The organism is Macrococcus lamae (assembly GCF_004359545.1).
Classification (GTDB): Bacteria; Bacillota; Bacilli; order Staphylococcales; family Staphylococcaceae; genus Macrococcus; species Macrococcus lamae.
The window spans coordinates 1-23,034 of the sequence record NZ_SCWB01000022.1 but is presented as its reverse complement, the minus strand read 5'-3'; the positions used below and the strand labels follow the sequence as shown (position 1 = coordinate 23,034).

22 protein-coding genes are annotated in these 23,034 nt (G+C 40.8%); 16 read left to right on the top strand and 6 right to left on the bottom strand.

The window, feature by feature from the left end:
• The first annotated feature begins 244 nt into the window (after positions 1-244).
• From gltS to ERX29_RS10310, 8 genes are all read left to right on the top strand, one after another.
• Positions 245-1,390, top strand: coding sequence for a sodium/glutamate symporter (gltS, locus tag ERX29_RS10345; RefSeq protein ID WP_133444599.1), 1,146 nt, complete (start codon positions 245-247; stop codon positions 1,388-1,390).
• A 218-nt stretch (positions 1,391-1,608) separates the two neighbouring features.
• Entirely contained in the window at positions 1,609-2,253 is a 645-nt protein-coding gene (locus tag ERX29_RS10340; protein WP_133444598.1) for a FusB/FusC family EF-G-binding protein, read from the top strand.
• A gap of 141 nt (positions 2,254-2,394) precedes the next feature.
• Positions 2,395-3,222, top strand: coding sequence for a S1 family peptidase (locus tag ERX29_RS10335; protein ID WP_133444597.1), 828 nt, complete (start codon positions 2,395-2,397; stop codon positions 3,220-3,222).
• Positions 3,223-3,306: 84 nt separating this feature from the next.
• Positions 3,307-3,891, top strand: a complete 585-nt coding sequence (locus tag ERX29_RS10330; protein WP_133444596.1) for an SMI1/KNR4 family protein — start codon at positions 3,307-3,309, stop codon at positions 3,889-3,891.
• A 238-nt stretch (positions 3,892-4,129) separates the two neighbouring features.
• Positions 4,130-5,371: an ABC transporter substrate-binding protein gene (locus tag ERX29_RS10325; RefSeq protein WP_133444595.1), complete on the top strand. Its 1,242-nt coding sequence runs from the start codon at positions 4,130-4,132 to the stop codon at positions 5,369-5,371.
• Between the two features lie 63 nt (positions 5,372-5,434).
• On the top strand, positions 5,435-6,334 hold the full coding sequence (locus tag ERX29_RS10320; protein WP_243720043.1) for a carbohydrate ABC transporter permease: 900 nt from the start codon (positions 5,435-5,437) through the stop codon (positions 6,332-6,334).
• On the top strand, positions 6,331-7,167 hold the full coding sequence (locus tag ERX29_RS10315; RefSeq protein ID WP_133444594.1) for a carbohydrate ABC transporter permease: 837 nt from the start codon (positions 6,331-6,333) through the stop codon (positions 7,165-7,167). Before ERX29_RS10320 ends, ERX29_RS10315 begins: the two co-directional genes overlap by 4 nt.
• Before the next feature lie 12 nt (positions 7,168-7,179).
• Complete coding sequence (locus tag ERX29_RS10310; RefSeq protein ID WP_133444593.1) at positions 7,180-8,937, top strand: glycoside hydrolase family 2 protein; 1,758 nt, start codon at positions 7,180-7,182, stop codon at positions 8,935-8,937.
• Between the two features lie 37 nt (positions 8,938-8,974).
• On the opposite strand, the gene ERX29_RS10305 is transcribed toward ERX29_RS10310, so the two are convergent.
• Genes ERX29_RS10305 through ERX29_RS10295 form a run of 3 tightly spaced genes read right to left on the bottom strand, consistent with a single transcriptional unit; the run spans position 8,975 to position 12,625 of the window.
• On the bottom strand, positions 8,975-10,447 hold the full coding sequence (locus ERX29_RS10305; protein ID WP_133444592.1) for a UDP-glucose--hexose-1-phosphate uridylyltransferase: 1,473 nt from the start codon (positions 10,445-10,447) through the stop codon (positions 8,975-8,977).
• Complete coding sequence (galE, locus tag ERX29_RS10300) at positions 10,447-11,439, bottom strand: UDP-glucose 4-epimerase GalE (protein ID WP_133444591.1); 993 nt, start codon at positions 11,437-11,439, stop codon at positions 10,447-10,449. The genes ERX29_RS10305 and galE overlap by 1 nt, the downstream gene beginning before the upstream one ends.
• Position 11,440: 1 nt before the next feature.
• The gene (locus ERX29_RS10295; RefSeq protein WP_133444590.1) at positions 11,441-12,625 is read right to left on the bottom strand and encodes a galactokinase; all 1,185 of its coding nucleotides are present in this window, start codon (positions 12,623-12,625) and stop codon (positions 11,441-11,443) included.
• 119 nt (positions 12,626-12,744) lie between these two features.
• On the opposite strand from ERX29_RS10295, the gene ERX29_RS10290 reads away from it, so the two are divergent.
• The 3 genes from ERX29_RS10290 to ERX29_RS10280 are packed head-to-tail and all read left to right on the top strand — an operon-like array spanning position 12,745 to position 16,057.
• Positions 12,745-13,833 (top strand): ABC transporter ATP-binding protein, encoded by a 1,089-nt coding sequence (locus tag ERX29_RS10290; protein ID WP_133444589.1) that lies wholly within the window; start codon positions 12,745-12,747, stop codon positions 13,831-13,833.
• Positions 13,834-13,844: 11 nt separating this feature from the next.
• Positions 13,845-14,870, top strand: coding sequence for an aldose epimerase family protein (locus tag ERX29_RS10285; RefSeq protein ID WP_165981136.1), 1,026 nt, complete (start codon positions 13,845-13,847; stop codon positions 14,868-14,870).
• A gap of 20 nt (positions 14,871-14,890) precedes the next feature.
• Positions 14,891-16,057 (top strand): ROK family transcriptional regulator, encoded by a 1,167-nt coding sequence (locus tag ERX29_RS10280; RefSeq protein WP_133444587.1) that lies wholly within the window; start codon positions 14,891-14,893, stop codon positions 16,055-16,057.
• A gap of 15 nt (positions 16,058-16,072) precedes the next feature.
• Here the strand turns inward: ERX29_RS10280 and ERX29_RS10275 are convergent, their stop codons facing one another.
• From ERX29_RS10275 to ERX29_RS10265, 3 genes are all read right to left on the bottom strand, one after another.
• Positions 16,073-16,837 carry an arylamine N-acetyltransferase family protein gene (locus ERX29_RS10275; protein ID WP_133444586.1) on the bottom strand — a complete coding sequence of 255 codons (765 nt, stop codon included), beginning with the start codon at positions 16,835-16,837 and terminating at the stop codon, positions 16,073-16,075.
• Positions 16,838-16,925: 88 nt separating this feature from the next.
• Entirely contained in the window at positions 16,926-18,146 is a 1,221-nt protein-coding gene (locus tag ERX29_RS10270) for a metal-dependent hydrolase family protein (protein WP_133444585.1), read from the bottom strand.
• A 9-nt stretch (positions 18,147-18,155) separates the two neighbouring features.
• Entirely contained in the window at positions 18,156-19,313 is a 1,158-nt protein-coding gene (locus ERX29_RS10265) for a hypothetical protein (RefSeq protein WP_133444584.1), read from the bottom strand.
• 179 nt (positions 19,314-19,492) lie between these two features.
• Here ERX29_RS10265 and ERX29_RS10260 point away from each other — a divergent pair, with 179 nt between their 5' ends.
• The 5 genes from ERX29_RS10260 to ERX29_RS10240 all read left to right on the top strand — a co-directional run bounded on the left by ERX29_RS10260 (position 19,493) and on the right by ERX29_RS10240 (position 22,858).
• Entirely contained in the window at positions 19,493-20,095 is a 603-nt protein-coding gene (locus tag ERX29_RS10260) for an FMN-binding negative transcriptional regulator (RefSeq protein ID WP_133444583.1), read from the top strand.
• Between the two features lie 88 nt (positions 20,096-20,183).
• Positions 20,184-21,149 (top strand): dihydroxyacetone kinase subunit DhaK, encoded by a 966-nt coding sequence (dhaK, locus tag ERX29_RS10255; RefSeq protein WP_133444582.1) that lies wholly within the window; start codon positions 20,184-20,186, stop codon positions 21,147-21,149.
• A 10-nt stretch (positions 21,150-21,159) separates the two neighbouring features.
• The gene (dhaL, locus tag ERX29_RS10250) at positions 21,160-21,738 is read left to right on the top strand and encodes a dihydroxyacetone kinase subunit DhaL (RefSeq protein ID WP_133444581.1); all 579 of its coding nucleotides are present in this window, start codon (positions 21,160-21,162) and stop codon (positions 21,736-21,738) included.
• Positions 21,738-22,103 (top strand): dihydroxyacetone kinase phosphoryl donor subunit DhaM, encoded by a 366-nt coding sequence (dhaM, locus tag ERX29_RS10245; protein WP_341777609.1) that lies wholly within the window; start codon positions 21,738-21,740, stop codon positions 22,101-22,103. Before dhaL ends, dhaM begins: the two co-directional genes overlap by 1 nt.
• A gap of 14 nt (positions 22,104-22,117) precedes the next feature.
• Positions 22,118-22,858, top strand: a complete 741-nt coding sequence (locus tag ERX29_RS10240) for an alpha/beta hydrolase (RefSeq protein ID WP_133444579.1) — start codon at positions 22,118-22,120, stop codon at positions 22,856-22,858.
• Positions 22,859-23,034: the final 176 nt, after the last annotated feature.

The window sequence follows — 23,034 nt, the reverse complement described above, 5'->3', positions numbered from 1 at the left end:
TTTTTAGAATCACAGGAAAATCATATCGAATGATAAATAAGATACCATAGGTATACTACAGTTTGAAGTTGCCGAAAACCTACATTTTATTTTGCCCAAAACCTACATTTTTAAATTGCCCTTGACAATTTGAACAATGGATTTCACCGATAGATTTCAAGAAAATTTCTCAACAGGTGAAAATCCTGAACTTAGACTACTATACAAAGAAGCTAGATACCTGTGCTTTCATTAAACTGCTTTCATTGTCTATCTAGTCGGCGAGTTTCTTATCAGGAAGCTAAACTTTCTTTATCGGTTTGCAATACCGGCACCAGTAGTAGGTGGACTGTTATTTGCACTACTTGCATGGGCATTATCATCGCTTGGTATACTCACACTAAAAATGAACACAGATTTTCAGAGCTTATTCATGCTCGCCTTTTTCACAACAATCGGGTTGGGTGCTAGTTTTGCTCTAGTTAAATTAGGTGGTAGACTTCTTGTCATCTACTGGCTCGCATGTGGTTTCTTAGCTTTAATGCAGAACGTAATAGGAGTGAGTTTAGCTTCACTATTTGGTCTAGATCCTTTAATAGGAGTAGTGACAGGCGCTGCGTCTATGGAAGGTGGCCATGGGGCGGTTACTGCTTACGGCACAACAATTGAGGAAATGGGAACAAAGGGTGCGCTTTCTATTGGATTAGCATCAGCAACTCTCGGTTTAATTTCTGGTGGTTTAGTAGGTGGCCCGGTTGTACAAGGATTAATCAGAAAGTATAATTTAAAACCAACTGAGGTTAATAACGATATTCAAGAAAAACATTTGAATAGAGATGAAGAAGTAGATTCAAATCAGTTCATATTAACTTCTGCCATCATCGTATTCTGTATGGCTATTGGTTCACTGCTCGGCGAATGGTTTACTAATGTGACAGGATTTGCACTACCAGGATATGTAGGAGCCATGTTCTTAGCAGTGATAATAAGAAATATCATTGAAGGGGTCAAACCGGAAATGATTAACCTGAAAATTAACAACTTAATAGGAGATATCACTTTAGCAATATTCTTATCTATGGCTTTAATGAGTATTAACTTTGCTGAAATATCAGGAAACGTTGTACCAATTTTTGTAACACTGATTGCTCAAGTAGTATTTATCGTGCTGTTCGGAAGATATGTGTTATTTAATTTATTAGGAAAATCTTATGACGCTGCTATTATGATTGCCGGCTTCCTAGGACATGGACTGGGAGCGACGCCTAACGCGATGGCAAACATGGATTCAGTCACTAAACAATTCGGACCATCACAGAAAGCATTTCTAATTGTTCCTGTAGTAGGTGCGTTCTTAATTGATATCTTTGCAGTACCTATAATAGTAACGACGATAAACTTGTTTTCTTGATTCGGTTAAATAGTTATATGGATATCTTTAATTGAATAAGAGAAGTTTTAAAGTCACTAGCTTTTCATTTTGCTAGTGACTTTTTTAATGACCTTGCCGATATTATATATTCACTTCCATAAAGCATTTATTGATTTGTTCGCTTTAATATGAAGAGAAAAATATATTATTTAAATGTTATACTTATCCTACAAGCCATATGACAAGGACTGACATTAATGAATAATATACTACCTTACCAATATATCGGTATCAAGCGTCAGAGTATGCGGTTAGTGAAGGCTTATCAGACAATGAATGATCCGAAGATGATTGAGACTTATCAGAGCTTAATTCAAGAAAGTGTCGAACAGATTTTTACTGAAACGCTGCCTGAAGTTGAGGCATTTTTAGACGTCATTATGGACCGGACAATGACGCGGCATCAGCTGGAGAAGCAGTTGGAACTGCTGAAGATCTACGTCGAGCCGTTCAAGGTGCCGACGAATCAGCAGCTGGATAAGCTCTTTAAGAAAGTGAAGAAGCTGAACTATCCGAACTGGTCAGACTATGATTTGACTGAGAGCACTTATATCGGATGGAATGATCCAGGGCAACAGAAGAAGTTCATCATCTTCTACCACGCTGGAGAATTAAAAGGGCTGTATGGTGATTTGTCACCGACAGTTAATAAGGGAATATGCCCGATCTGTAAGACTGACAGCAAGGTATCGATGTTTCTTGCAACGACTAAAGTGGCTGGTGACGGCACTTATACTAAGAACGGCAACTACATTTGTCATAACAGCAATATTTGTAACGGACAGCTGGATGAACTGACTGGACTCTATGAATTTCTGACATCCACGAAAACTATATTATAGGAATCTCTGCATGAGTGTGCAGGGATTTTTTCGCAGTCCGTTTTACCGCCGGGCTGTTTTTTCATATATACGCATCTCTGCATCCATGATATATTTACATTAATTATTGCTATTTCAAATCTAACTTACAGGGGACATAAGATGACACTTAAAAAGATTGCTCTGATCACCGGTACACTGCTTTTTTCATTATCTACTCAGGCTCACGCAGTTGACACAGATTATCATTATGATGGCCTGCAGCCTGAAAATCTGAAGACGAGTTACCAGCTGGCGAAATCTGTCAGTAACAGCAAGACGATCATGAAGGTTCAAGGCAACAGCAATGCGTCACGTTACAAGGCAGTCGGCTATATTTCCAATAAGGACAGCTGGGCTGGTCGCGGTGTGGAGGCAATGGGGACTGGGTTTGTTATCGATGATTATACAGTGCTGACTAATGCTCATGTCATTGATAATCAGAAGGGCAATGCCGCTCAAGTGAAGTATATTCGATTCATGATGAACCGCGATGGCAAGAAGATTCCGTATAACTTCGAGGTCAAGGATATCGTGAAGATTCCTTCTGCTGACCTTGCTGTACTGCATACGAAGAAACGTCTGACAAATTATGTTAAGCCGTTAAAGCTTGCTACCGACCCTCAAATCATGCAGCTCAGACGTGGAACGCCGCTTTATTCTGTTGGTTACCCTTATCACGGAACAGATGACTACACGACGCGTTACTGGAATCAGGCAGTATTCCTCAGACAAAGTCCTAACATGACGGAACTCGTTATGAAAGACCGCTTCAGAGCCGGAGCGTCTGGTTCACCGCTTGTGGATGCAAACTTTACGGTATACGGTGTCCGCACTTACAGCCACAAACTTTATAACGTCAATGATGACAAGTACGGCAGAGTTGAACTGGCAGGCGCTGAGTCTTTATATGGCTATTCTGGTGCACTTGTGTTGAAATATAGTTATTAAGTAAATATTGTTAATATAGTCCTTCTAAACGTTTGTTAATTTGCCTTAAGGGTAAAATTATACAAAAAAATAGGAGGGCTTTTTATGACTATTGAATCATTGCTTGATAATGACAAAGTGCCATTCAGAGAATTTGTAAATCCTGGTGCAACAGATGAAGACTTGGATGAATTAGCAGATGTTTTTGGTGCACCGATTGATGAACAGTTTATCAAATTATACAAAGCAGCAGACGGAGAAAGTTTTGAGAGTCCTGGTTTATTTTTTGGTTTAGAGTGGATGCCGCTTCAAGATGTGATTTCGGAAGTTGAGTTCAATCAGGAGGAAGAAGAAGAAATTTCTGTTGATGTACAGCCCCCTGGAGCGATCAAGGAAGAATATTATTATGCACATTGGCTGCCGTTTGCGACAGATGGCTCAGGAAATTTCCTGGCAATCGATATGGATCCTGGTGAAACAGGGAAAAAAGGACAGGTCATCAGTTATGGAAGCGATTTAGATACTTTTTATGTTGTCGCTGATTCTCTAAATGATTTCCTTGGGTTTATTCAGAAGACGATTGATAGCGGTAATTTCAACCAAGAAGAAGATAATCGTTTTAATTATGGGGACGATCAAGTGATTTTCATTGATCAGCTGGAAGACATGGATTTGCCGCTGAAAGGTTAGTTTTCCAGCCGCTCAATTCCAACATCCAATCCAAAATACTGCTTCATATACTCACGGTAGTTCGCTGCCGTGAGTTTTATTTATTTTGTCTGACTATTTATCAAGACAGTCAGATTATTCTGATTAAAAATCTGTATCCGCTTTCAAAAAACACTTGACTATTGCATATAAACCATGTAAATTAAGGTTATTAAAACTTAATTAAATTAATTAATAAAGTAATTGGAGGGAAAAATTTATGAAACAAACGAAGTTGTTAATGGCTTTACTAATGGTTCTATCAGTTGTTCTTGCTGCTTGTGGCGGCAGTTCTGAATCAAGCAAAGGTAATGGCGGCAAAGATATTACATTCTGGGCACCTTTCTCGGGTCCTGATGGTCCTAACATGAAGAAGATTGTTGAAGAATACAACAAATCACAGAAAGACTTTAACGTTAAGCTGCAAATTGTTCCTCAGAATGATTACTATAAAACAGTTGACTTAGCGTTAAACGGTAAAAAAGATGCACCTGAAGTAATGATCATGCACGGTGACCAAATCAGAACTTACGCAGAAAAGAAAGTGATTCAACCGCTGGATGGCTTCATCGGTAACAAAATCAAAAAAGATGATTATCACAAAAATGCATGGAATGGTACTGAAGTAGAAGGTAAGTTATACGGTGTGCCATTAGATATCCATCCATTGATGTTCTACTACAACAAAGATTTATTCAAAAAAGCAGGTTTAGATCCTGAAAAAGCACCGACTACAGGTGAAGAGTTCGTTGATTATGCTAAAAAATTAACAGATGGTAAAGGTCAGTACGGCTTCGTCGTTCCGACATTATGGCCGCAGCAATTTATCTTTCCGACTTTAGTGTATCAAAACGGCGGAAAATTAATTGAGAATGACAAAGTAGATTATACAAATCCTGCAGTAGTTGATGCATTGCAGTTCGAGAAAGATTTAATCTTCAAAGACAAAGTTTCTCCTGAAAATGTTCAGCAGGACGGCGAACTGACAATGTTCCTGCAAGGTAAAAATGCAATGACTTTCAATGGTCCTTGGATGATGAACCAGTTTGATAAATCAGGTATCAATTATGGCGTAGCACCAGTTCCACAATTCGGAGACAAAGAAGCAGTATACGCTAACTCACATAACTTTGTTATTCCGACATCTGTAAAAGATAAAGATGTGAAAAAAGCGATTGAAAACTTTGTCGCATTCGCTGGTAAAAATAGTATGGAATGGGCTAAATCAGGTCAGGCACCAGCTATTAAATCAGTCTATGAAAGTGATGAGTTTAATAAATTGAAACAGCAGCCTCAAGTTGCTAAATCATTCGATAAAGCGATGTTCTCTCCAAACGTTTCTAACTGGGGTCCTGTATCAGATCCATTATATAAAGGGGTCAATGAAGCATTGTTAGGTAAAAAATCTGTTGAAGATGCATTGAAAGATGCAGCAGATAAATCTCAAAAAGCGATTAAATAAATAAGTATTAAGGGGTAGGTCAATGGCCATACCCCTTAATTACTATCAAGGGTGGTTATTCTATTGGAAACTAAAAAAAGCAGGGGTTCTTTAACTTCTTTTTTGTTTGTTCTACCGTACTTAATCGTATTCGTGCTATTTCTTATTTTTCCGTTAATCTATGGATTATGGATTAGTCTGCATAACTGGAATTTAATTTCTGAGGACCATCAGTTTAATGGGTTGCAGAACTATTTCCAGATTTTGAAGCCAGGTACTGCAGAACATGATTTGTTCTTCCACGGGTTGATCAATACGCTTAAATTCGTTGTGTTCAGCGTGCCATTCCTGCTGATCTTCGGATTAGGTCTTGCTTTGTTACTCAACAGCTTACCGGACAAAGTGAAGGGATTCTTTAGAACGATTTTCTTCATCCCTTATTCAATTTCTGTATCTATTGTTGCCGTGCTATGGTTATGGATGCTGGATACGAACTCAGGTCTGGTTAACCAGATGTTATCAAAATTTGGACTTGGTGCTATCCCTTGGCTGACCAGTGAAAGTTTAGCCTGGTTCTCGATCGTACTTGCGACACTTTGGTGGACTGTTGGTTTCAATATGGTCATTTTTATCAACGCATTAAATGATGTGTCGGAGGAGATGTACGAAGCAGCTGATATTGATGGTGCAACTAGTGTCGATAAATTCCGCTTTATTACGCTTCCTACGATTAAACCTGTGTTGTTGTTTGTTCTTGTCACTTCAACTATTGCATCGTTCAATGTTTATGGGCAGCCTTACTTGATGACTCGTGGAGGTCCCGGAGATTCGACTGAAGTATTATTGATGGGCATCGTTAAACAGGCATTTACACTGCGTGAAATCGGCTCAGCTTCTGCTATGGCTGTGTTAATGACATTGATTATTATATGTATTTCAATCTTCCAGTTTATCTTCCTTAATAGAAAGGAGAAGGTATCATGAAATCAGCACATCTCGTGAGAAACATTATCCTGATTATCATCGCTTTATTTATGGCTGTATTTTTCCTGACGCCTTTAGTCTGGATGATCTCGACAGCATTTAAAAATGACTTTGAAGCAATTGGTACAGTTTCGTTAATACCGAAAGAACCTACACTTGATAACTTTAAGTATTTCTTTGATGAAATGAACACAGATTCTCCAGTCCTGCGCTGGATGTTCAACTCAATCTTTGCAGGTGTTGTCGGAACAATCATTGTTGTCGTTATTGATGCCATGGCGGCTTACGCACTGGCACGTCTCGATGTTCCGTTTAAGAAGTTTTTGATTCCGTTAATCATTAGTACATTGATGATTCCTTGGGTCATTACATTCCTGCCGATGTACATGCAGTTCAATAACTTAGGTTTGCTGAATACATTTGCACCACTGATCTTGCCGTATTCGGCCAATGCCTTTGGCGTATTCCTGCTCTATCAGTTCTTCAGATCATTTCCGAAAGAACTGGAAGAAGCGGCGCGTATTGACGGGGCGAATAAATGGCAGATTTTTAGAAGCATTGCTTTACCTAGCGCAAGACCATTGCTTGCGACATTAGCGATATTCACATTTATGGGAATCTACAATGACTTCCTATGGCCGCTCGTTTCTACAAGCTCACCTGAGATGAGAACATTGACGACCGGTATTGCAATTATGTCTCAAGGTAGCTTCGTCTCTTCTTACGGTAAATTAATGGCACTCACTACTATTGCGACGATTCCAATTGTCATTGTATTTATCATCGGACAAAAGCAGTTAATCAAAGGCGTTACGCAATCTGGTATTAAATAATAGGAGGATATGATGACAGTATTAAGACAAGAATATCCAAGACCACAACTTAAGAGAAATAGCTGGGTCAATTTAAATGGTGAATGGGATTTTTCATTTGATGATAAGAATGTGGGTCAGACGGAACATTGGAACGAAAATTTTCCAGATAGTTTAAAAATTAATGTACCTTTCGCTTTCCAGACAAAATTAAGTGGCATACATGATACATCGTTTCATGATGTCGTCTGGTATAGAAGAAAAGTTGATATTGAAGTCAATGAATCACAAAAAGCAATTCTTCACTTTGGAGCAGTGGATTATCATTCACATATTTACGTGAACGGACAACTTGTGAAAGAACATATCGGAGGAAACAGCTCGTTCTCAGTGGATATCACTGATTATTTAAGTGATGACAATGAAATCGTTGTGCGTGCATTTGACCCTTCTGTTGATCAGACGATTCCGCGCGGTAAGCAGTACTGGTGCGAAGAATCCGCTTCTATATTCTATACGAGAACGTCAGGCATTTGGCAGCCTGTCTGGATTGAAGTGGTGAATGCCACTTATATTAAGCAAGTGAGATGGACACCTGACATTGATGCAGGTCATATTCGTCTCGAGCTTGAACCAAGTCAACTCGTTGATAGCTTAAAAATCAACGTTCAAATTCGTTTTAAAGACCAGCTGCTGGTAGACGATCTGCTCTTATTGAATGATGGTTATTTAGACCGTTCATTCAACGTCAGAGGACACTTTGTCGACAGAAGCAATATCCATAACGACGGCTGGTACTGGACACCTGAGAACCCTAGCTTATTTGATGTGACTCTCAAACTTGTACAAGATGATACAACTCTAGATACGGTAGAGAGTTACTTCGGGATGCGGAAAGTCGGAACAAATAATGGACGATTCCAGCTGAACAACAAAGATTACTATCAGAAGTTGGTACTAGATCAAGGATATTTTCCGGATGGGCTGTTGACCGCGCCAAGCGGTGAAGATCTGAAGAAAGATATAGAGCTCGCTAAGGCACTAGGATTTAATGGAGCCCGTAAACATCAGAAAGTTGAAGATCCGCTCTTTTTATACTGGGCTGATACATTAGGATTCCTCGTCTGGGGAGAGATGGCAGCTGCTTCTGAATACAGCGAGAAATATGTAGAGCGTATGACCAATGAATGGATAGAAGTCGTGAACCGTGACTATAATCATCCGAGTATCGTCGCCTGGATGCCATTGAATGAAAGCTGGGGTATCAGTCGGGTCAATCATGAAAAACGTCAGCAGGCACATTCAATGAGCATGTACTACTTGACGAAGTCCCTTGACGAGACGAGAGTAGTGTTTTCTAACGATGGCTGGGAGCATACGAAGTCAGATATTTGTGGTATCCATAATTATTCAAATGCTGAGCAAGTGAAAGCGAACTATGAAACACTGGAAAAAACACTGTCCATTAAACCGGCCAACAGAGAAATTTATTGTGAAGGATTCAGTTATGACGGTGAGCCGATTATGATCACGGAATACGGCGGAATTGCTTACACAGTTGAAGATAAAGGCTGGGGTTACTCTTCAGTTAAATCGAGCGAAGAATTGATTGAAGGTTATCAGGCAGTGACAAGTGCAATTGGTTCGTCGGAACTCATCCATGGGTTCTGTTATACACAGTTAACAGATGTGGAACAGGAAATTAATGGTCTGTTGACTTATGACCGTCAACCAAAGTGTGATATAGAGCAGATTAAAGCAGTGAATGATACGATTAACAACCATATTTAATGAGACAAAAATAAACCTTCAGACGAAGGTTTATTTTTTATAGCGTAGAAATGAATGGTTTGAATGTATCTAAGTTTTTAAAGACACCGGCATCACTCAAAATATCGGCAAATTTGTTGGCCAGTGCTTCATCTACATAACGGTCTATGAGTGCTGAGTTTTCAGGCAGGTCAGCTTGTAATAAGTTTACCCAGTCATCATGAATAGGATTAACTTCAGCAGCTTCGCCTTTAAGATGTAACTTGATCTGTTCCATATCTTTCTTCAGTCGTGCAGGCAGTACGGCAAGTCCCATGACCTCGATAAGTCCGATGTTTTCCTTCTTGATGTGATGATGCTGTTCATGAGGATGAAATATACCGTGCGGGAACTGTTCTGTTGTTCTGTTATTTCGTAATGCAAGATCCAGCTCGTAATGACCATTCTTGAATCTAGCAATCGGCGTGATTGTATGATGAATTTCTGAATCGGTATGTGACAGAATATCATGCGCTTCATCGCTATAAGATTTCCATGCTGTTAATATATGATCTGCAGCACTGACGATTTGTTCTTTATTTGTGCTTCTTAGACGAATGACAGATAACGGCCATTCAATGATACTGAAGTTCACTTCTGTGAAATCATTGAGAGTAAAATTATAAATGTCTTTGGCACGGTCCATAGCAAATTCGAAGCGGCCTGACTGATAATGGTCGTGAGTCAACATGGATCCACCGACAATCGGCAGATCCGCATTAGAACCGATGAAGTAATGCGGGAATTTAGTGACGAATTCAATCAGTCGGTTGAAAGTTGCTTTGTTGATAATCATCGGCGTATGTTCCTCAGCAAGTACTATCGCATGTTCTGTGTAATATGAATAAGGAGAATACTGGAAATACCAGTTCTCATTGTTCAAGTTCAGTTTGATGATGCGATGATTGCTGCGGGCAGGATAATTGATACGACCATAGTAACCTTCATTCTCCACACAAAGCATACATTTCGGATAATTTACTGATGTACTTGAAGAAAGTTCTTTTAATCGCTTAATTTCAGCTGGATCCATTTCAGGTTTGGAGAGGTTAATAGTGATATCTAATTCTCCATATGATGTTTCAGCTGTATAATGGATATTATTTTTAATTCGTTCTGTCTGAATATAGTTGCTGGTCTTACTTAAGTGATAAAAATAATCAGTTGCGGCTTTAGCATCTTTATCATACAACGAATAGAACTTTTCTTCGACCTCGGTCGGGAGACCAATGAAGACATCCATAATCGCGGCACTGATCATATCCTTTGTATCGAGCAGATTTTCTATCGTTCCTTGTTCAACGAGAATTGCATTGATTGCCTCAAGCAGCTGAGGGATAGTCAAATTATTGTCGGTATTTGTATCATCTCCATCAGGTGTGAAGCTGCAGATTGCTGCGACTTTGTTTTTGTAGTAAATACGATTTCTATCATCGAGTTCAAGCTCATGCGCGATACTTGCAACAAGAGAATTGATATATTGTTCCAGCATTATTTATCATCCCATCCTTGAGGGTTATTTGAATGCCAGTTCCACGCATCGGTGATAATCTGATTGATTTCTGTTCTCGTCGGATTCCATTTCAGCACAGCTTTTGCTTTGTCAGCACTTGCCACTAATCGTCCTGGATCACCTGCTCTTCTTTCGCCGATGATCCGATTGATTTTTATATCAGTGACCGTTTCAACTGTATCGATGATTTCCTTGACTGAGAATCCGCGGCTGCTGCCAAGGTTGAAGACATCACTTGTTCCACCTTTGATTAAATAATCAAGTGCCAGAAGATGCGCATTAATGAGATCTTCTACATGGATATAGTCACGGATGCATGTCCCGTCAGCTGTATCATAATCATCACCAAAAATAGTGACGTGATCCCGTTGCCCTAGAGCCGCTTCAATAACGATTGGAATGAGATGTGTTTCAGGAGAGTGATCTTCTCCGATGACACCGTCTTCTCGTGCACCCGCCACATTGAAATATCTTAAAGCAACATAGTTCAAATCAGTGACATTACTGTTCCACTTCATCATTTTCTCCATCATTAGTTTTGATTCACCATATGGATTAGTAGGAAGGGTCGGTTCATCTTCAGTAATTGGAATCGTCTTCGGCTCGCCATAAGTTGCAGCAGTAGAACTGAAGACAATATAGTTCACATTGAATTCGTTCATTACTTCAAGTAGCACTTGTGCCCCGTAGGTATTGTTATTGAAGTACTTCATAGGCTGCTGAACAGATTCACCGACTAGTGAATAAGCTGCAAAGTGAAGGACACCGTCAATCTTCTCTTTCTCGAATACGTCTCTTAAAAATGCCTTATCGCGCAGGTCTCCTTCGTAAAATACCGCATCTTTATGAACCGCTGCTCTATGACCTGTTTCCAGGTTATCGACGACAACGACTTCCATATGATTTTCAATCAACTGATAAACCGCATGAGAACCAATGTAACCTGCGCCACCTAATACGAGAATTTTCATATTAAACCAACTCCTTAATTTTTTTAGGACCGTCACTAATATTGACTTCGTAGAAATCTGGAGCATAGCCGATTTTTTTAGTATATTCCTCTGCAACATACTGCTTGAAAGAATTGATTTCATCTTTTTGGACTAAGGCTATGGCACAGCCGCCGAAACCTGCTCCTGTCATTCTGGCACCTATGACTGAATCTAGTGACTGAGCACTGTCAGCAATTGTATCCAGTTCAATTCCCGTCACATCGTAATCGTTCTTTAAAGATTCATGTGACTCATTCATTAATCGACCAAATGTTAGAAGATCATCTTCTTTCAATGCTTCTAGTGCAGTCAATGTCCGTTCATTTTCATACACGACGTGTTTCGCTCGTCTTTGATGAATTGGATTAGTAATAACATGTTTTAGTTCTTCAAATTCTTCAACTGATAATGCACATAACGAATCAATGTCTTTCACTGTCTGCAGATCTTGTAAAGCTTGCTCGCATTCTGAACGACGTTCGTTATATTTTGAATCTGAAAGTTCTCTTCGTTTGTTGCTGTTAATAATGACCAGCTGATAGTCATTTAAGTGAAGTGGAGCATATTCATAAGTTAAGTCCTTGCAGTCCAATAATATGGCATGCTCGCTTTTTCCCATCCCGATAGCAAACTGATCCATGATTCCACTGTTAAGGCCGATGAAATCATTCTCAACTTTCTGGCCGATTTTAATTAAATCGACAGGTTCTTTATTCAGCTGATAAGCATCATTCAAAATAGTACCGATTAGAAGTTCTAATGACGCAGAAGAAGAAAGACCGGCACCGTTTGGAATATTACCATAGACAGCAATATTTAAACCGTGACTAATAGGTGAGTCTGCATCCTGAGTATATTTTAAAACACCTTTAACATAGTTGGACCATTTATCCTGTTGCGCAAAGTTCAGTTCATCAAGTGACAGGGAGTAAGTTCCTTCTTCAGCAAAGTTCAGTGAATATACATTAAATGAAGTGTCGTTTCTTTTGCCGACAGCAGCATATGTGCCAAATGAGATGGCAGCAGGGAAGACATGACCATCATTATAGTCGAGATGTTCACCAATTAAATTGATGCGTCCGGGCGCGAAGTATAACTCTTCCGGAGCTTGGCCGAATACAGTATTAAAACTTGCTTTAAGCTGCTCTAATTCCGATGATTTCATCTACTGACCTCCTTGAAATAATTTTGTAATTATACTGTGAAAATGCTATATTATACTTAATTAATTAATTTAATTAAGTATATTACTAAACAATGAATTTATCAATAGGAGTGAATTAAATGACAACGATCAAGTTTGATAATGTAGGAAAAATTTATGAAGATGGCTATCATGCAGTTGAAAACTTCAATCTGGAAATTCAGGACAATGAATTTATTGTCTTTGTCGGTCCTTCAGGCTGCGGTAAATCAACAACATTAAGAATGCTTGCCGGGTTAGAGGACATCTCTGAAGGTACAATCGCCATTGATGACCAAGTAGTGAACAATGTCACACCTAAAAACAGAGATATCGCAATGGTCTTTCAAAACTATGCTCTGTATCCGCATATGACAGTCTATGAAAATATGGCTTTTGGATTAAAGCTGAAAAAAACACCAAAGGCAGAAATCGATCGTCGTGTTAAAGAAGCTGCTGAACTATTAGGGATTACAGATTTGCTTAAGAAAAAACCGAAAGCTATGTCTGGAGGTCAGAGACAAAGGGTCGCTTTAGGCAGAGCAATTGTCCGTCAACCGAAAGTCTTTCTGATGGATGAACCATTATCAAATCTGGATGCAAAGCTGCGAGTACAGATGCGTTCAGAAATATCTAAGTTGCAGCAACGGTTAGGCGTCACAACTGTATATGTGACACATGATCAGACAGAAGCGATGACGATGGCCAGCAGAATTGTCATTATGAAAAAAGGGGTCATTCAGCAGATCGGTGCACCGAAAGAAGTGTATGATTTCCCTAAAAATGTCTTTGTCGGCGGCTTTATCGGCAGCCCGGCAATGAATTTTATTAACGGTTCATATAATGATGGTACTGTGACGATGAATGGATTCAACTTACTGGTTACTGAATCTGTACAGCGTAAACTTGCTGCCTATAACGGACAAAATATCATTGTCGGTATCAGACCTGAGGATATTCACGATGAACCGATGTTTCTAAATGCTTCGCCGCAGTCAGTTATAGAAGCTGAAATTGAAGTTGTGGAATTATTAGGCGCAGAATCAATACTGTTCACTAATTTTGCCGGGTCTGAACTAATTGCTAAGCTTGATTCAAGATTTGACTACCAGGTGGGAGATAAAGTGCAGCTTGCTTTTGATGTAAATAAGCTTCACTTCTTTGATGCCCAGACTGAAGAAAGAATTTAGCAGGTGATATGATGAAATATTATCAGACAAAGTTTGAGGATTTTCAGAATCAGACGATTACAGAATATATCATTGAAACTGATCATATGCAGTTCTCGTTTCTGGATTACGGAGCGAGGATTCATAAGATATTAACTGACAAGAATGACGATCAAAGTAACATTATTTTATCGATGAATACCATTGAAGATTATAACGAGAGCGGCGGTTATTTTGGTGCAACAATCGGTCGTGTAGCAGGCAGAATTGCGCGTGGCAGGTTTGACCTGAACGGCAAATCATATCAATTGGAACAGAATGATGGCGAAAACCATCTGCACGGTGGCTCAAATGCAGTAGATAAACGTATTTGGATGACTACGGTTGAGGAACAACAAGATGCCATTACTTTGAAGTTCAAAACAGTCATCTACGAGCGTGACGATCATTACCCGGGTGATATTACGTTCGAGGTGCACCATACAGTGACGAGCGATAATGTTTGGAAAATAGAATATTTTGCTGTATCAACTGAAGATACATTGTTCAATCCTACAAACCATGTCTACTTTAATCTGAACAAGGATTATCATAAGAAGATTATGAATCATCAGCTTCAATTGAATCATGATCAATTTGTAGAAATAGACGAGACGTTAATTCCTACAGGTCACATCAAGAACAGTCCGAACTTTGATTTTTCGGATTTTCAGGCTCTTGAAACAGGTATCATGAATCAAGATGAAGATAACCAGCTCGTCGATGGCTATGATCATCCTTTTTTATTGCAGAAAGGAGATGAAAAGACGTTTACTTTAACGACTGACTCAGATGATATAACAATTGATGTAACAACAGATAGAAGTTGTGTGGTAATATATACTTCTAATATGTTAAATTACCGATCGTCTGATGATATCGTACTGGAGCAATATAGTGGCGTGACAGTTGAAACTCAGGAAATCCCTGATGCAATCAATCATGCTGATTTCGGAAATATTATCTTAAGAAAAGATGATACGTACTATTCAAGCACTCAATTTACTATTATTAACTGATAACTGGAGGAGAGATATAAGTGAAAAGAGGATCATTCAAACAGATGAAAACGACAAACAAAACACTTATATTAAATAATATCAGACAAAATGAAGTGACATCGCGCGCACAGATCGCAAAAGACACATCACTGACTCCTCCAACAGTCAGTACGATTGTCAAAGAATTAATTGAAGAGAAATTAGTCAAAGAAACAGAAGAATTGGGTATATCACAAGGTGGAAGAAAGCCTAAACTGCTGGTGATCAATGAAGAAGGACATTTAATACTCGGAATAGATGTATCATCTAAAAAAATATCCGGAATTGTTATTAACTTAAACGGTCAGGTCGTTCATCGAGTGGAAATTAAAATTGTTCTGCCTATCACAAAAGAACAGTTTACAACAAAACTGTTTGAAGTCATTGAACTCATGAAACAGTATACTGATTCGATTTCTAAGGAACTGCTCGGCTTAGGTATTGCTATGAACGGGGTCGTCGATTCAGAAAATGGCATCTCTATATTTGCTCCTAACCTTAATTTAAGGGATATCCCTTTAAAGAAAATCATTGAAGAAACTTATGATATTAACGTTCTTGTAGAAAATGATGTAAGAGCGATGGTACTCGGAGAATCATGGTTCAACGGTAACGCGGAATTCGATAATCTGGTCTTAATTAATCTAGGATATGGTGTCGGTTCAGGCATTATTATTGAAGGTAAATTATTTCGGGGGAATCAGGGGTTAGCCGGAGAATTCGGACATATGGTGATTGATTATCATAATGGTCTGAAGTGCGACTGCGGCAACAGAGGATGTATTGAAACTTTGATATCAGGCAGTGCAATAGAAAAAAGAGCTATTGCTGAAGGCATTATTGCAGAACATGAGGGAGCATCGGACCTCAAACGATTAGCCGACAATGGAAATGAACAAGCTGTCACGCTTTTTCAGGATATCGGACGTACGTTAGGAACCGGTCTGATTAATGTCATACATTTCATCAATCCGGATAAAATTCTGCTGTCTGGTGGTATCTCCAACGCAAGTGACTATCTTCTGCCTGCTGTGCATGAAGTCATTAATAAAAGCGAAATGGTCTCTATTGTAGGAGAACCAATCATTGAAGTATCCAATAAGCAGGAGAATCAGGCGGCACTTGGAGCATGTTCGCTGTTTCTGGAAGAACTATTTAAAAATTGAGTTCATGGAAGAAAATCATGACTCATTATCTTCCAGCCGCTCAATTCTAACATCCAATCCAAAATACTGCTTCATATACTCACGGTAGTTCGCTGCCGTGAGTTTTATTTTTTGCTTGGAGCCATTTTCGGTAACCGTCAAGTAGTCATGACTCATCGTTGCTCTGCCGTCTGGCTGTGCTTTCGTGATCAGCAGATTGCTGACGAAGATGGAAGACAGATCGTGCTGATTGTAGTCGATCATCTGAGCGAAGTCTTCCACCGTTCTAGCTGCAACTACACCTTTGTAGAGTACTTCGAATTTCCCATTTATTTTCTTCTGCAGCTCAAACTGCTCACCGCTTCTGATGGCACGAAAATCTCCGGTCACATCATGGACGACTGCTGGTGCATCTATAGTTGATAAAGGTACCGGTTTCAGCGGCAGGTCACCGAATCCAACGTCAACGATATAAAGCTGAGCCGTCTTGACGAATGTTGTCATATGTGAGTGTTTCGGTGCCCAGCCGTTTGGTGACTTCACGGTTGCAGCCACGTTATAGGCGTGGAACCCTTTAGCGACTAAATAGTCTTTGAAAAAGGTATTCAGTTCATAGCAGAAGCCGCCTCGACGCTGGTTAACGATTTTGTCAAACAAGTCAGATGTCTCAGTCGAGATAGATATTCGGTTTTGTACATCGATGTTCTCAAACGGCACTTTCAGCATGAAAGCGCGCATATAATCTTCTAATGCTGCCTCTGCAGGCACTTCTAGAAACTGATCGATTCTATTAATGTCCATCGTGTCACGTCCTTTTTGAGCATTATAGCATTTAGCTAAGTCATATAAAAAGAAGCCGCCTGTTTATAAAGGCAGCTCCTGATAATAATTATAGTGTATTCTTCAGCACATCGCCGTCTTTGATGACGACTCTGATTTGGTCGTTGACTTTCAGTGATCCGATATCTTGAAGCGGGTCGGTGTCGACTAATATTAAATCCGCAAGAAATCCTTCTTTAATGCGGCCGATGTTGTCAATCTCCATGCATTCTGCCGCTGTCAGAGTAGAGGCCTGAATGGCTTCCAGTTCTGTCATACCGTACTGTACCATCAGCTCCAGTTCACGCAGGTTCGTCCCGTGCTTGAACACTCCGGCATCTGTACCCATTGCAATCTTAACGCCGTTTTGATGTGCAAGCTGGAAGCTCTTAATGTGATCTTCCAGCACTTCTTCTGATTTTTTGATGGCGACTTCCGGAATACCGAGCTCTTCAGCGAATTCAAGCACTGAAATCGGCGCGAGCAGGGTAGGAACGAGGTAGGTGCCTTTCTCTTTCATCTGCTGTACGACTTCTTCGTCTAAGTAAATGCCGTGTTCAATGGAGTGGATTCCTGCTTCGACGCACTGCTTGATGCCTTCTAATCCTTGAGCGTGTGCCATCACTTTGACATTGTTTCTGAATCTTGCTTCCTCAACCATGACTTTCAATTCATCAAGTGAGAACTGGGTGAAGTTTGGATGGTCGGTCGGTGAGGAGACCCCGCCTGTCGCATGCACTTTAATGACATCCGCCCCGGCGCGCAGCATCTCTCTTGTTTTCTTGCGGACTTCTTCCACGCCGTCACATAATCCGCTCGGCATGCCGGGATAGTCTTCAGGAATCAGATTAACGGTGTTACCTGAATATTGATAGTTATCCCCATGACCTCCTGTAATCGTCAGCGCATTGACACTGATTTTCATGCGGGGTCCTGGAAATAAATTGTTCTCGACTGCCTGCTTAAACCCGAGATCTGCGCCAAGAGCGTCCCGGACAGTAGTAATCCCGGCATCGATGGTCTTCCGGGCGTAAGTCATCGCCTCGTAGAAGTTATAGGAGAATGGAGTTGTCAGCATCTGTGCGACTGGCTTGAATTCCAACATCAGATGCACATGGCTGTCAATCATGCCAGGCAGTAAAAATTTACCTTGACCATCTATGACATGATCGGCATCTGCTGATTCACCGATTGCCTGGATGACATGATCTTCGATAATGACACATGTATTGTTCTGATACTGACCTGTTTCAACATCTAATACATTGACGTTCTTAATGACTGTTTTCATAAAATCCTCCTAAATTAAACTCATGACATATGATGCAATGACGACAGATGTGACAGTGACAGTGACGAATCCACCGATAAGCATAGGTGTGACCAGCTCCTGCATGATTGCCTGTTCTTCTTCCTCTGATTGACCATGTGCACGGGCAACCTCCTGACAGAGAATATAGTCACCCGGAAAACCGAACAACGCAGTCAGTGCGACAGGCATGCCTTTGGCAGGCGGCCACTTGACGAGTTTCGCACCGACATATCCACCGATGATGATTCCGAGTGCACCGAGAATCAAGATGCTGATGACCGGTAAGATATTGTCCAAGACATCTTTCGGGCTGACGCTACCCATTGAACCAATCACGACGAAGATGATAGCAATGACCATGAAATGCAGCGACTTCGCCTGTTCGAGAGCATTCTGCGGCAGCAGTTTGAAATTGAGCGCGAGAATGCCGAGCACCAAACAGAGCAAGGTATAATGAATCCCTGTCACTTTGCCAAGCCAGACTCCGAAGGCCGCGAGTGCAAAGATAATGAACAGGCGGATAGTATCATTGTTCAATAAGCTGTATTTTGACTGAGTAAAAGGCTTTTCCGTGTCGCCTTGTGTCGAATGGTGCTTCTCTCTTAACCGATGGATATAATCTTTTGAGACGTAGCCGTTCATGAAGTAAGATGCAAGCGGCATACCGATGACCCCTTGCAGCGCCTGAACGAGCGCCGGCACAACAATCAGCGACGTAAGACCGAGCGCAGTCAGTCGTTCAGTCGTCACTAACAGGGCGATGATTCCACCAGCAATCGGTCCGATTCCGCTCGCTGCAATCTTAAAGTCGAACAGCGGTGTGATAATACCGAGCACGAGAATGATTGCTCCGATTAGACCACAGAGGGCAATCACAACAGCGCGCCACTGTTTTTTAAGGACCGAGAGCGGCATGATCGTTCCCATATGTAGAATTAACGGACCGATAAGCAATGCACCAAGTGCCGGCAGTGTCGAGTATTCGAGAATTTTTTTCGGGAATAATCCAAGCCATGAACATAATAGGAAACCGAGCATCGCAGTGAGCAGCATCGGAACACGAGCTCTCGTGTAGATGGAGATGACTTCTCCAAGTGCAATAAGCAGGAACAATAACGTCGTAGCAATAAGCGGTTCTTTAATCATCTGATCACTCCCAAAAAAGTAGTTAAAAACCATTTTAGCAATTTAACGCTTTAAGTCAAGATAATATCAGAATAATTTGAAAAATTTATACAATTTACATTTGGTTATCATTATTAATGGAAATGAAAGGCTCAATTATGAGACACTGGTGTTAAAATCAAGGAGAAAGAAGGGCAGTCATGTATATTCCGAAAGCATTCAACGTTGAAGAGATGAGCGAAGTTGTATCATTTATCAATAACCATTCGTTTGGCATACTGGTCACCGTTCAGGAAGGACGTCCGGTTGCAACGCATATTCCGTTGATGATTCACCAGCAAGGAGACGACTATTATTTGACCGGCCACCTTGCCAATCAGAATGAGCAAGTCAACCAACTGGAAGAGAATGTCATGGTGATTTTCCAGGGACCGCATGCTTACGTGTCGTCGTCATGGTACGACCATGAGAACGTCTCGACATGGAACTACGAGGCAGTGCATATTTACGGGAAAAGCCGGATGCTGTCACAAGAAGAGCTGCAAGGTGATTTAACGGCGCTCCTTGACCACTATGAGAAGGGACGGCCGGACGGAAAGACATGGGATAAGCTTAGCGAATCATCAAAGAAACAGATAAACGGCATTACAGGATTTGAAATCAAGATAGAAGAAGTCCAGGCTGCTTATAAGATGAGCCAGAACCGTAATGCAAGAGATTACGAGCAGATCATCACAGAGCTTGAAAAAAATCAGGAGAGTATCACGACGGCTGAAGAAATGAAGCGATTGAGGGAAAAATGATGAGAGACTGGAAAAAGATAATTTGACTTCTTTTTGTTAGCGCTTACTTAACTCAAGGATTATAATGTAGGCAACAGGAGGAGATATGATGAAAAAATTACTTAAAGAGAAGACTGCGTTTGTTTCAGATATGTTAAAAGGAATGGCATTGACTGATGATACGCATGAAGTCATTGCTGATTCTGTCATCGTCCGTAAAGACAAGAAGCAGGGAAAAGTCGCACTGATTTCAGGTGGCGGCAGCGGTCACGAGCCGGCTCATGCAGGCTACGTTGCTGAAGGCATGCTAGACGCTGCAGTATGCGGTGAAGTATTTACATCGCCGACCCCTGACAAAGTACTGGAAGCGATTAAAGCCGTCGCAACCGATGCCGGTGTACTTCTAATTATCAAGAATTACGCAGGAGACGTCATGAACTTTGAGATGGCAATGGAAATGGCTGAGATGGAAGACATCAAAGTCGACCGTGTTGTTATCGCAGATGATATTGCGATAGACAATAAAGAACAGCGACGCGGTGTTGCAGGAACAGTCTTTGTCCACAAGATTGCGGGTTACTATGCAGATCAGGGATTATCACTTGAAGAAGTGAAAGCAAAAGTGGAAGCAGTGCTGCCGAATATGGCGACAATCGGTATGGCACTTGAACCATGTATGGTGCCAACGACGGGAGATTATGGCTTCCAGCTGGCAGACGATGAGATGGAGATTGGCATCGGAATTCACGGTGAGAAAGGAATTTACCGTGAAAAGGTCGAATCAGTCGACAAAATCATTGAGCGGCTCATGCATGAAATTGAAAAAGAACTCGAGTTTGATCAGGCCATCGTCATGCTGAACGGCATGGGCGGCACGCCACTCAGTGAACTGAATGTCGCAGCGTATTATTTAAATACGTATTTCTCAGGAAATAATAAGACCATTACTAAACTATATGTCGGTAACTATATGACAGCACTCGATATGCAGGGCTTCTCCATCACGGTACTGAAACACGATGATGAATATGTCGAAGCATTAAACAGCAGCACAGCGAGCCGCTATTTCTTCTAGGAGGGTAATGATGAATGCAAATGAACTGAAAGATAGACTGAAAAATTTACTGCCGGTCTTTGAAGATCAGGAGAAACTACTGACAGACCTCGACCGAGAAATCGGCGACGGTGACCACGGCGTGAATATGCTGCGTGGATTTAAGGCAGTAGACGAGAAATTGGAAGGTGACACAGTCGCTGACGTTCTGAAATCATGCGGCATGACCTTGATGAGTGCGGTAGGCGGAGCATCGGGACCACTATACGGTTTCTCGTTCGTCAAGATGGCTCAAAAAGCAGAAGACGCAGTGACTCAAGATAACATTGAAACGTTACTGACAGAATTCAAAGAAGCTGTTGCTGTACGTGGTAAAGTGGAGGGCGGCGAGAAGACGATGTATGACGTCATCAGTAAAGCAAGTGATAAAGTCAACGACGGACAGCTGCCGACGAAAGATGAACTCCAGCAGCTGGCAGAAGATACGAAAGATATGACAGCAACTAAAGGACGCGCCGCATACTTCAAGGAGCAGTCAAAAGGGACGATTGATCCAGGTGCGCAAAGTGCCGTCTATATTCTTGAGGCACTGATCGGAGGTGTCCGCTGATGGACATCTGCATTGTGTCCCACAGCGAGAAAATCGCTGAAGGATTAAAAGAACTGCTCAGCCAGATGGCAGCAGGCGTCAATGTCAGAACAGCAGGCGGCATTGACGGCGAAATCGGTACGTCAGTTGACCGGATCATAGAAATGTTTGACAGTGTTGAAGGCGAAGCGCTCTGTTTCTATGACATCGGCTCTAGTCAGATGAATGCAGAGATGGCAGTAGAGATGAATGACTATCAGAACATTACAATCGTCCATGCACCGCTTGTTGAAGGAGCATTTCTCGCAAGTGTGGAAATTAAAGTCGGTAAATCAAAAGAAGAAATTATAGCCAGTCTCAAAGAGAACTTTAAAGAGAAAGCATAAGAAGGAGCTGAGGTATGGTTAATATATTAGAAGGTGCAGAACCATTTTATAAAGAAGGAAGCAATATCGGTATACTAATATCACATGGCTTTACCGGCTCGTCACAGAGCGTGTTTCCATTAGCTGAAGCCTATAGCGCAGCTGGTTATACGGTATGCCTGCCTAGGTTGAAAGGCCATGGGACGACAGAACAAGATATGGAACAATCCACTTATAAAGACTGGATTACAAGTATAGAAGAAGGCTATGAGAAGCTTAAGAAAACATGTGATGCTATATTTATGACAGGACTATCTATGGGTGGGACATTGACTTTGTATATGGCAGCTAAACATTCTGACATTCGAGGCATCATCCCTATCAATGCAGCCGTTATTCTGCCAGGTATGCACGAAGCGGCGGAAAGTAGTGTCCGGTTTATCGAAGGCATTGGTTCAGATATCAAAAAACCCAATATTAAAGAGGTTGCATATAGCAAAACCCCAGTCAAATCAATTAAAGAAATCATTAAACTGATTAGAATTGTTGAAGAGTCGTTGTATAAAATCAACTGCCCTGTTCTCGTATTTGTTTCTCCAGATGACCATGTAGTACCACCGTATAATGCAGATGTGATTATGGATACTATACATTCTGCTGAGAAAGAAAAAATTCTCACTGAAGAGAGCTACCATGTATCAACTCTCGACAATGATCAGGCGATGATTATCAACAAGTCACTTGAATTCTTCAAAAATCATTCAATGAAAAATTAATAAAGTCTTAAGATGCAGCATAGAGTTGCATCTTTTTTTATTATACATTCACTAGTGTTGCATAAATAAATACAGAATTTTCTGAACTTTTATTTTCTACGAAAATTTAAAAATTGAAAACACCTAAACAGAGGTAGCGATCATCCATTTTTTTACTGATGTAATTACGTAATAAC

Coding starts and splice junctions, on each gene's coding strand:
- ERX29_RS10340 (WP_133444598.1), top strand. CDS start 1,609: ATGAATAATATACTACCTTACCAATATATCGGTATCAAGCGTCAGAGT.
- ERX29_RS10335 (WP_133444597.1), top strand. CDS start 2,395: ATGACACTTAAAAAGATTGCTCTGATCACCGGTACACTGCTTTTTTCA.
- ERX29_RS10330 (WP_133444596.1), top strand. CDS start 3,307: ATGACTATTGAATCATTGCTTGATAATGACAAAGTGCCATTCAGAGAA.
- ERX29_RS10325 (WP_133444595.1), top strand. CDS start 4,130: ATGAAACAAACGAAGTTGTTAATGGCTTTACTAATGGTTCTATCAGTT.
- ERX29_RS10315 (WP_133444594.1), top strand. CDS start 6,331: ATGAAATCAGCACATCTCGTGAGAAACATTATCCTGATTATCATCGCT.
- ERX29_RS10310 (WP_133444593.1), top strand. CDS start 7,180: ATGACAGTATTAAGACAAGAATATCCAAGACCACAACTTAAGAGAAAT.
- ERX29_RS10305 (WP_133444592.1), bottom strand. CDS start 10,447: ATGCTGGAACAATATATCAATTCTCTTGTTGCAAGTATCGCGCATGAG.
- galE (WP_133444591.1), bottom strand. CDS start 11,439: ATGAAAATTCTCGTATTAGGTGGCGCAGGTTACATTGGTTCTCATGCG.
- ERX29_RS10295 (WP_133444590.1), bottom strand. CDS start 12,625: ATGAAATCATCGGAATTAGAGCAGCTTAAAGCAAGTTTTAATACTGTA.
- ERX29_RS10290 (WP_133444589.1), top strand. CDS start 12,745: ATGACAACGATCAAGTTTGATAATGTAGGAAAAATTTATGAAGATGGC.
- ERX29_RS10285 (WP_165981136.1), top strand. CDS start 13,845: ATGAAATATTATCAGACAAAGTTTGAGGATTTTCAGAATCAGACGATT.
- ERX29_RS10275 (WP_133444586.1), bottom strand. CDS start 16,837: ATGGACATTAATAGAATCGATCAGTTTCTAGAAGTGCCTGCAGAGGCA.
- ERX29_RS10270 (WP_133444585.1), bottom strand. CDS start 18,146: ATGAAAACAGTCATTAAGAACGTCAATGTATTAGATGTTGAAACAGGT.
- ERX29_RS10265 (WP_133444584.1), bottom strand. CDS start 19,313: ATGATTAAAGAACCGCTTATTGCTACGACGTTATTGTTCCTGCTTATT.
- ERX29_RS10260 (WP_133444583.1), top strand. CDS start 19,493: ATGTATATTCCGAAAGCATTCAACGTTGAAGAGATGAGCGAAGTTGTA.
- dhaK (WP_133444582.1), top strand. CDS start 20,184: ATGAAAAAATTACTTAAAGAGAAGACTGCGTTTGTTTCAGATATGTTA.
- dhaL (WP_133444581.1), top strand. CDS start 21,160: ATGAATGCAAATGAACTGAAAGATAGACTGAAAAATTTACTGCCGGTC.
- dhaM (WP_341777609.1), top strand. CDS start 21,738: ATGGACATCTGCATTGTGTCCCACAGCGAGAAAATCGCTGAAGGATTA.
- ERX29_RS10240 (WP_133444579.1), top strand. CDS start 22,118: ATGGTTAATATATTAGAAGGTGCAGAACCATTTTATAAAGAAGGAAGC.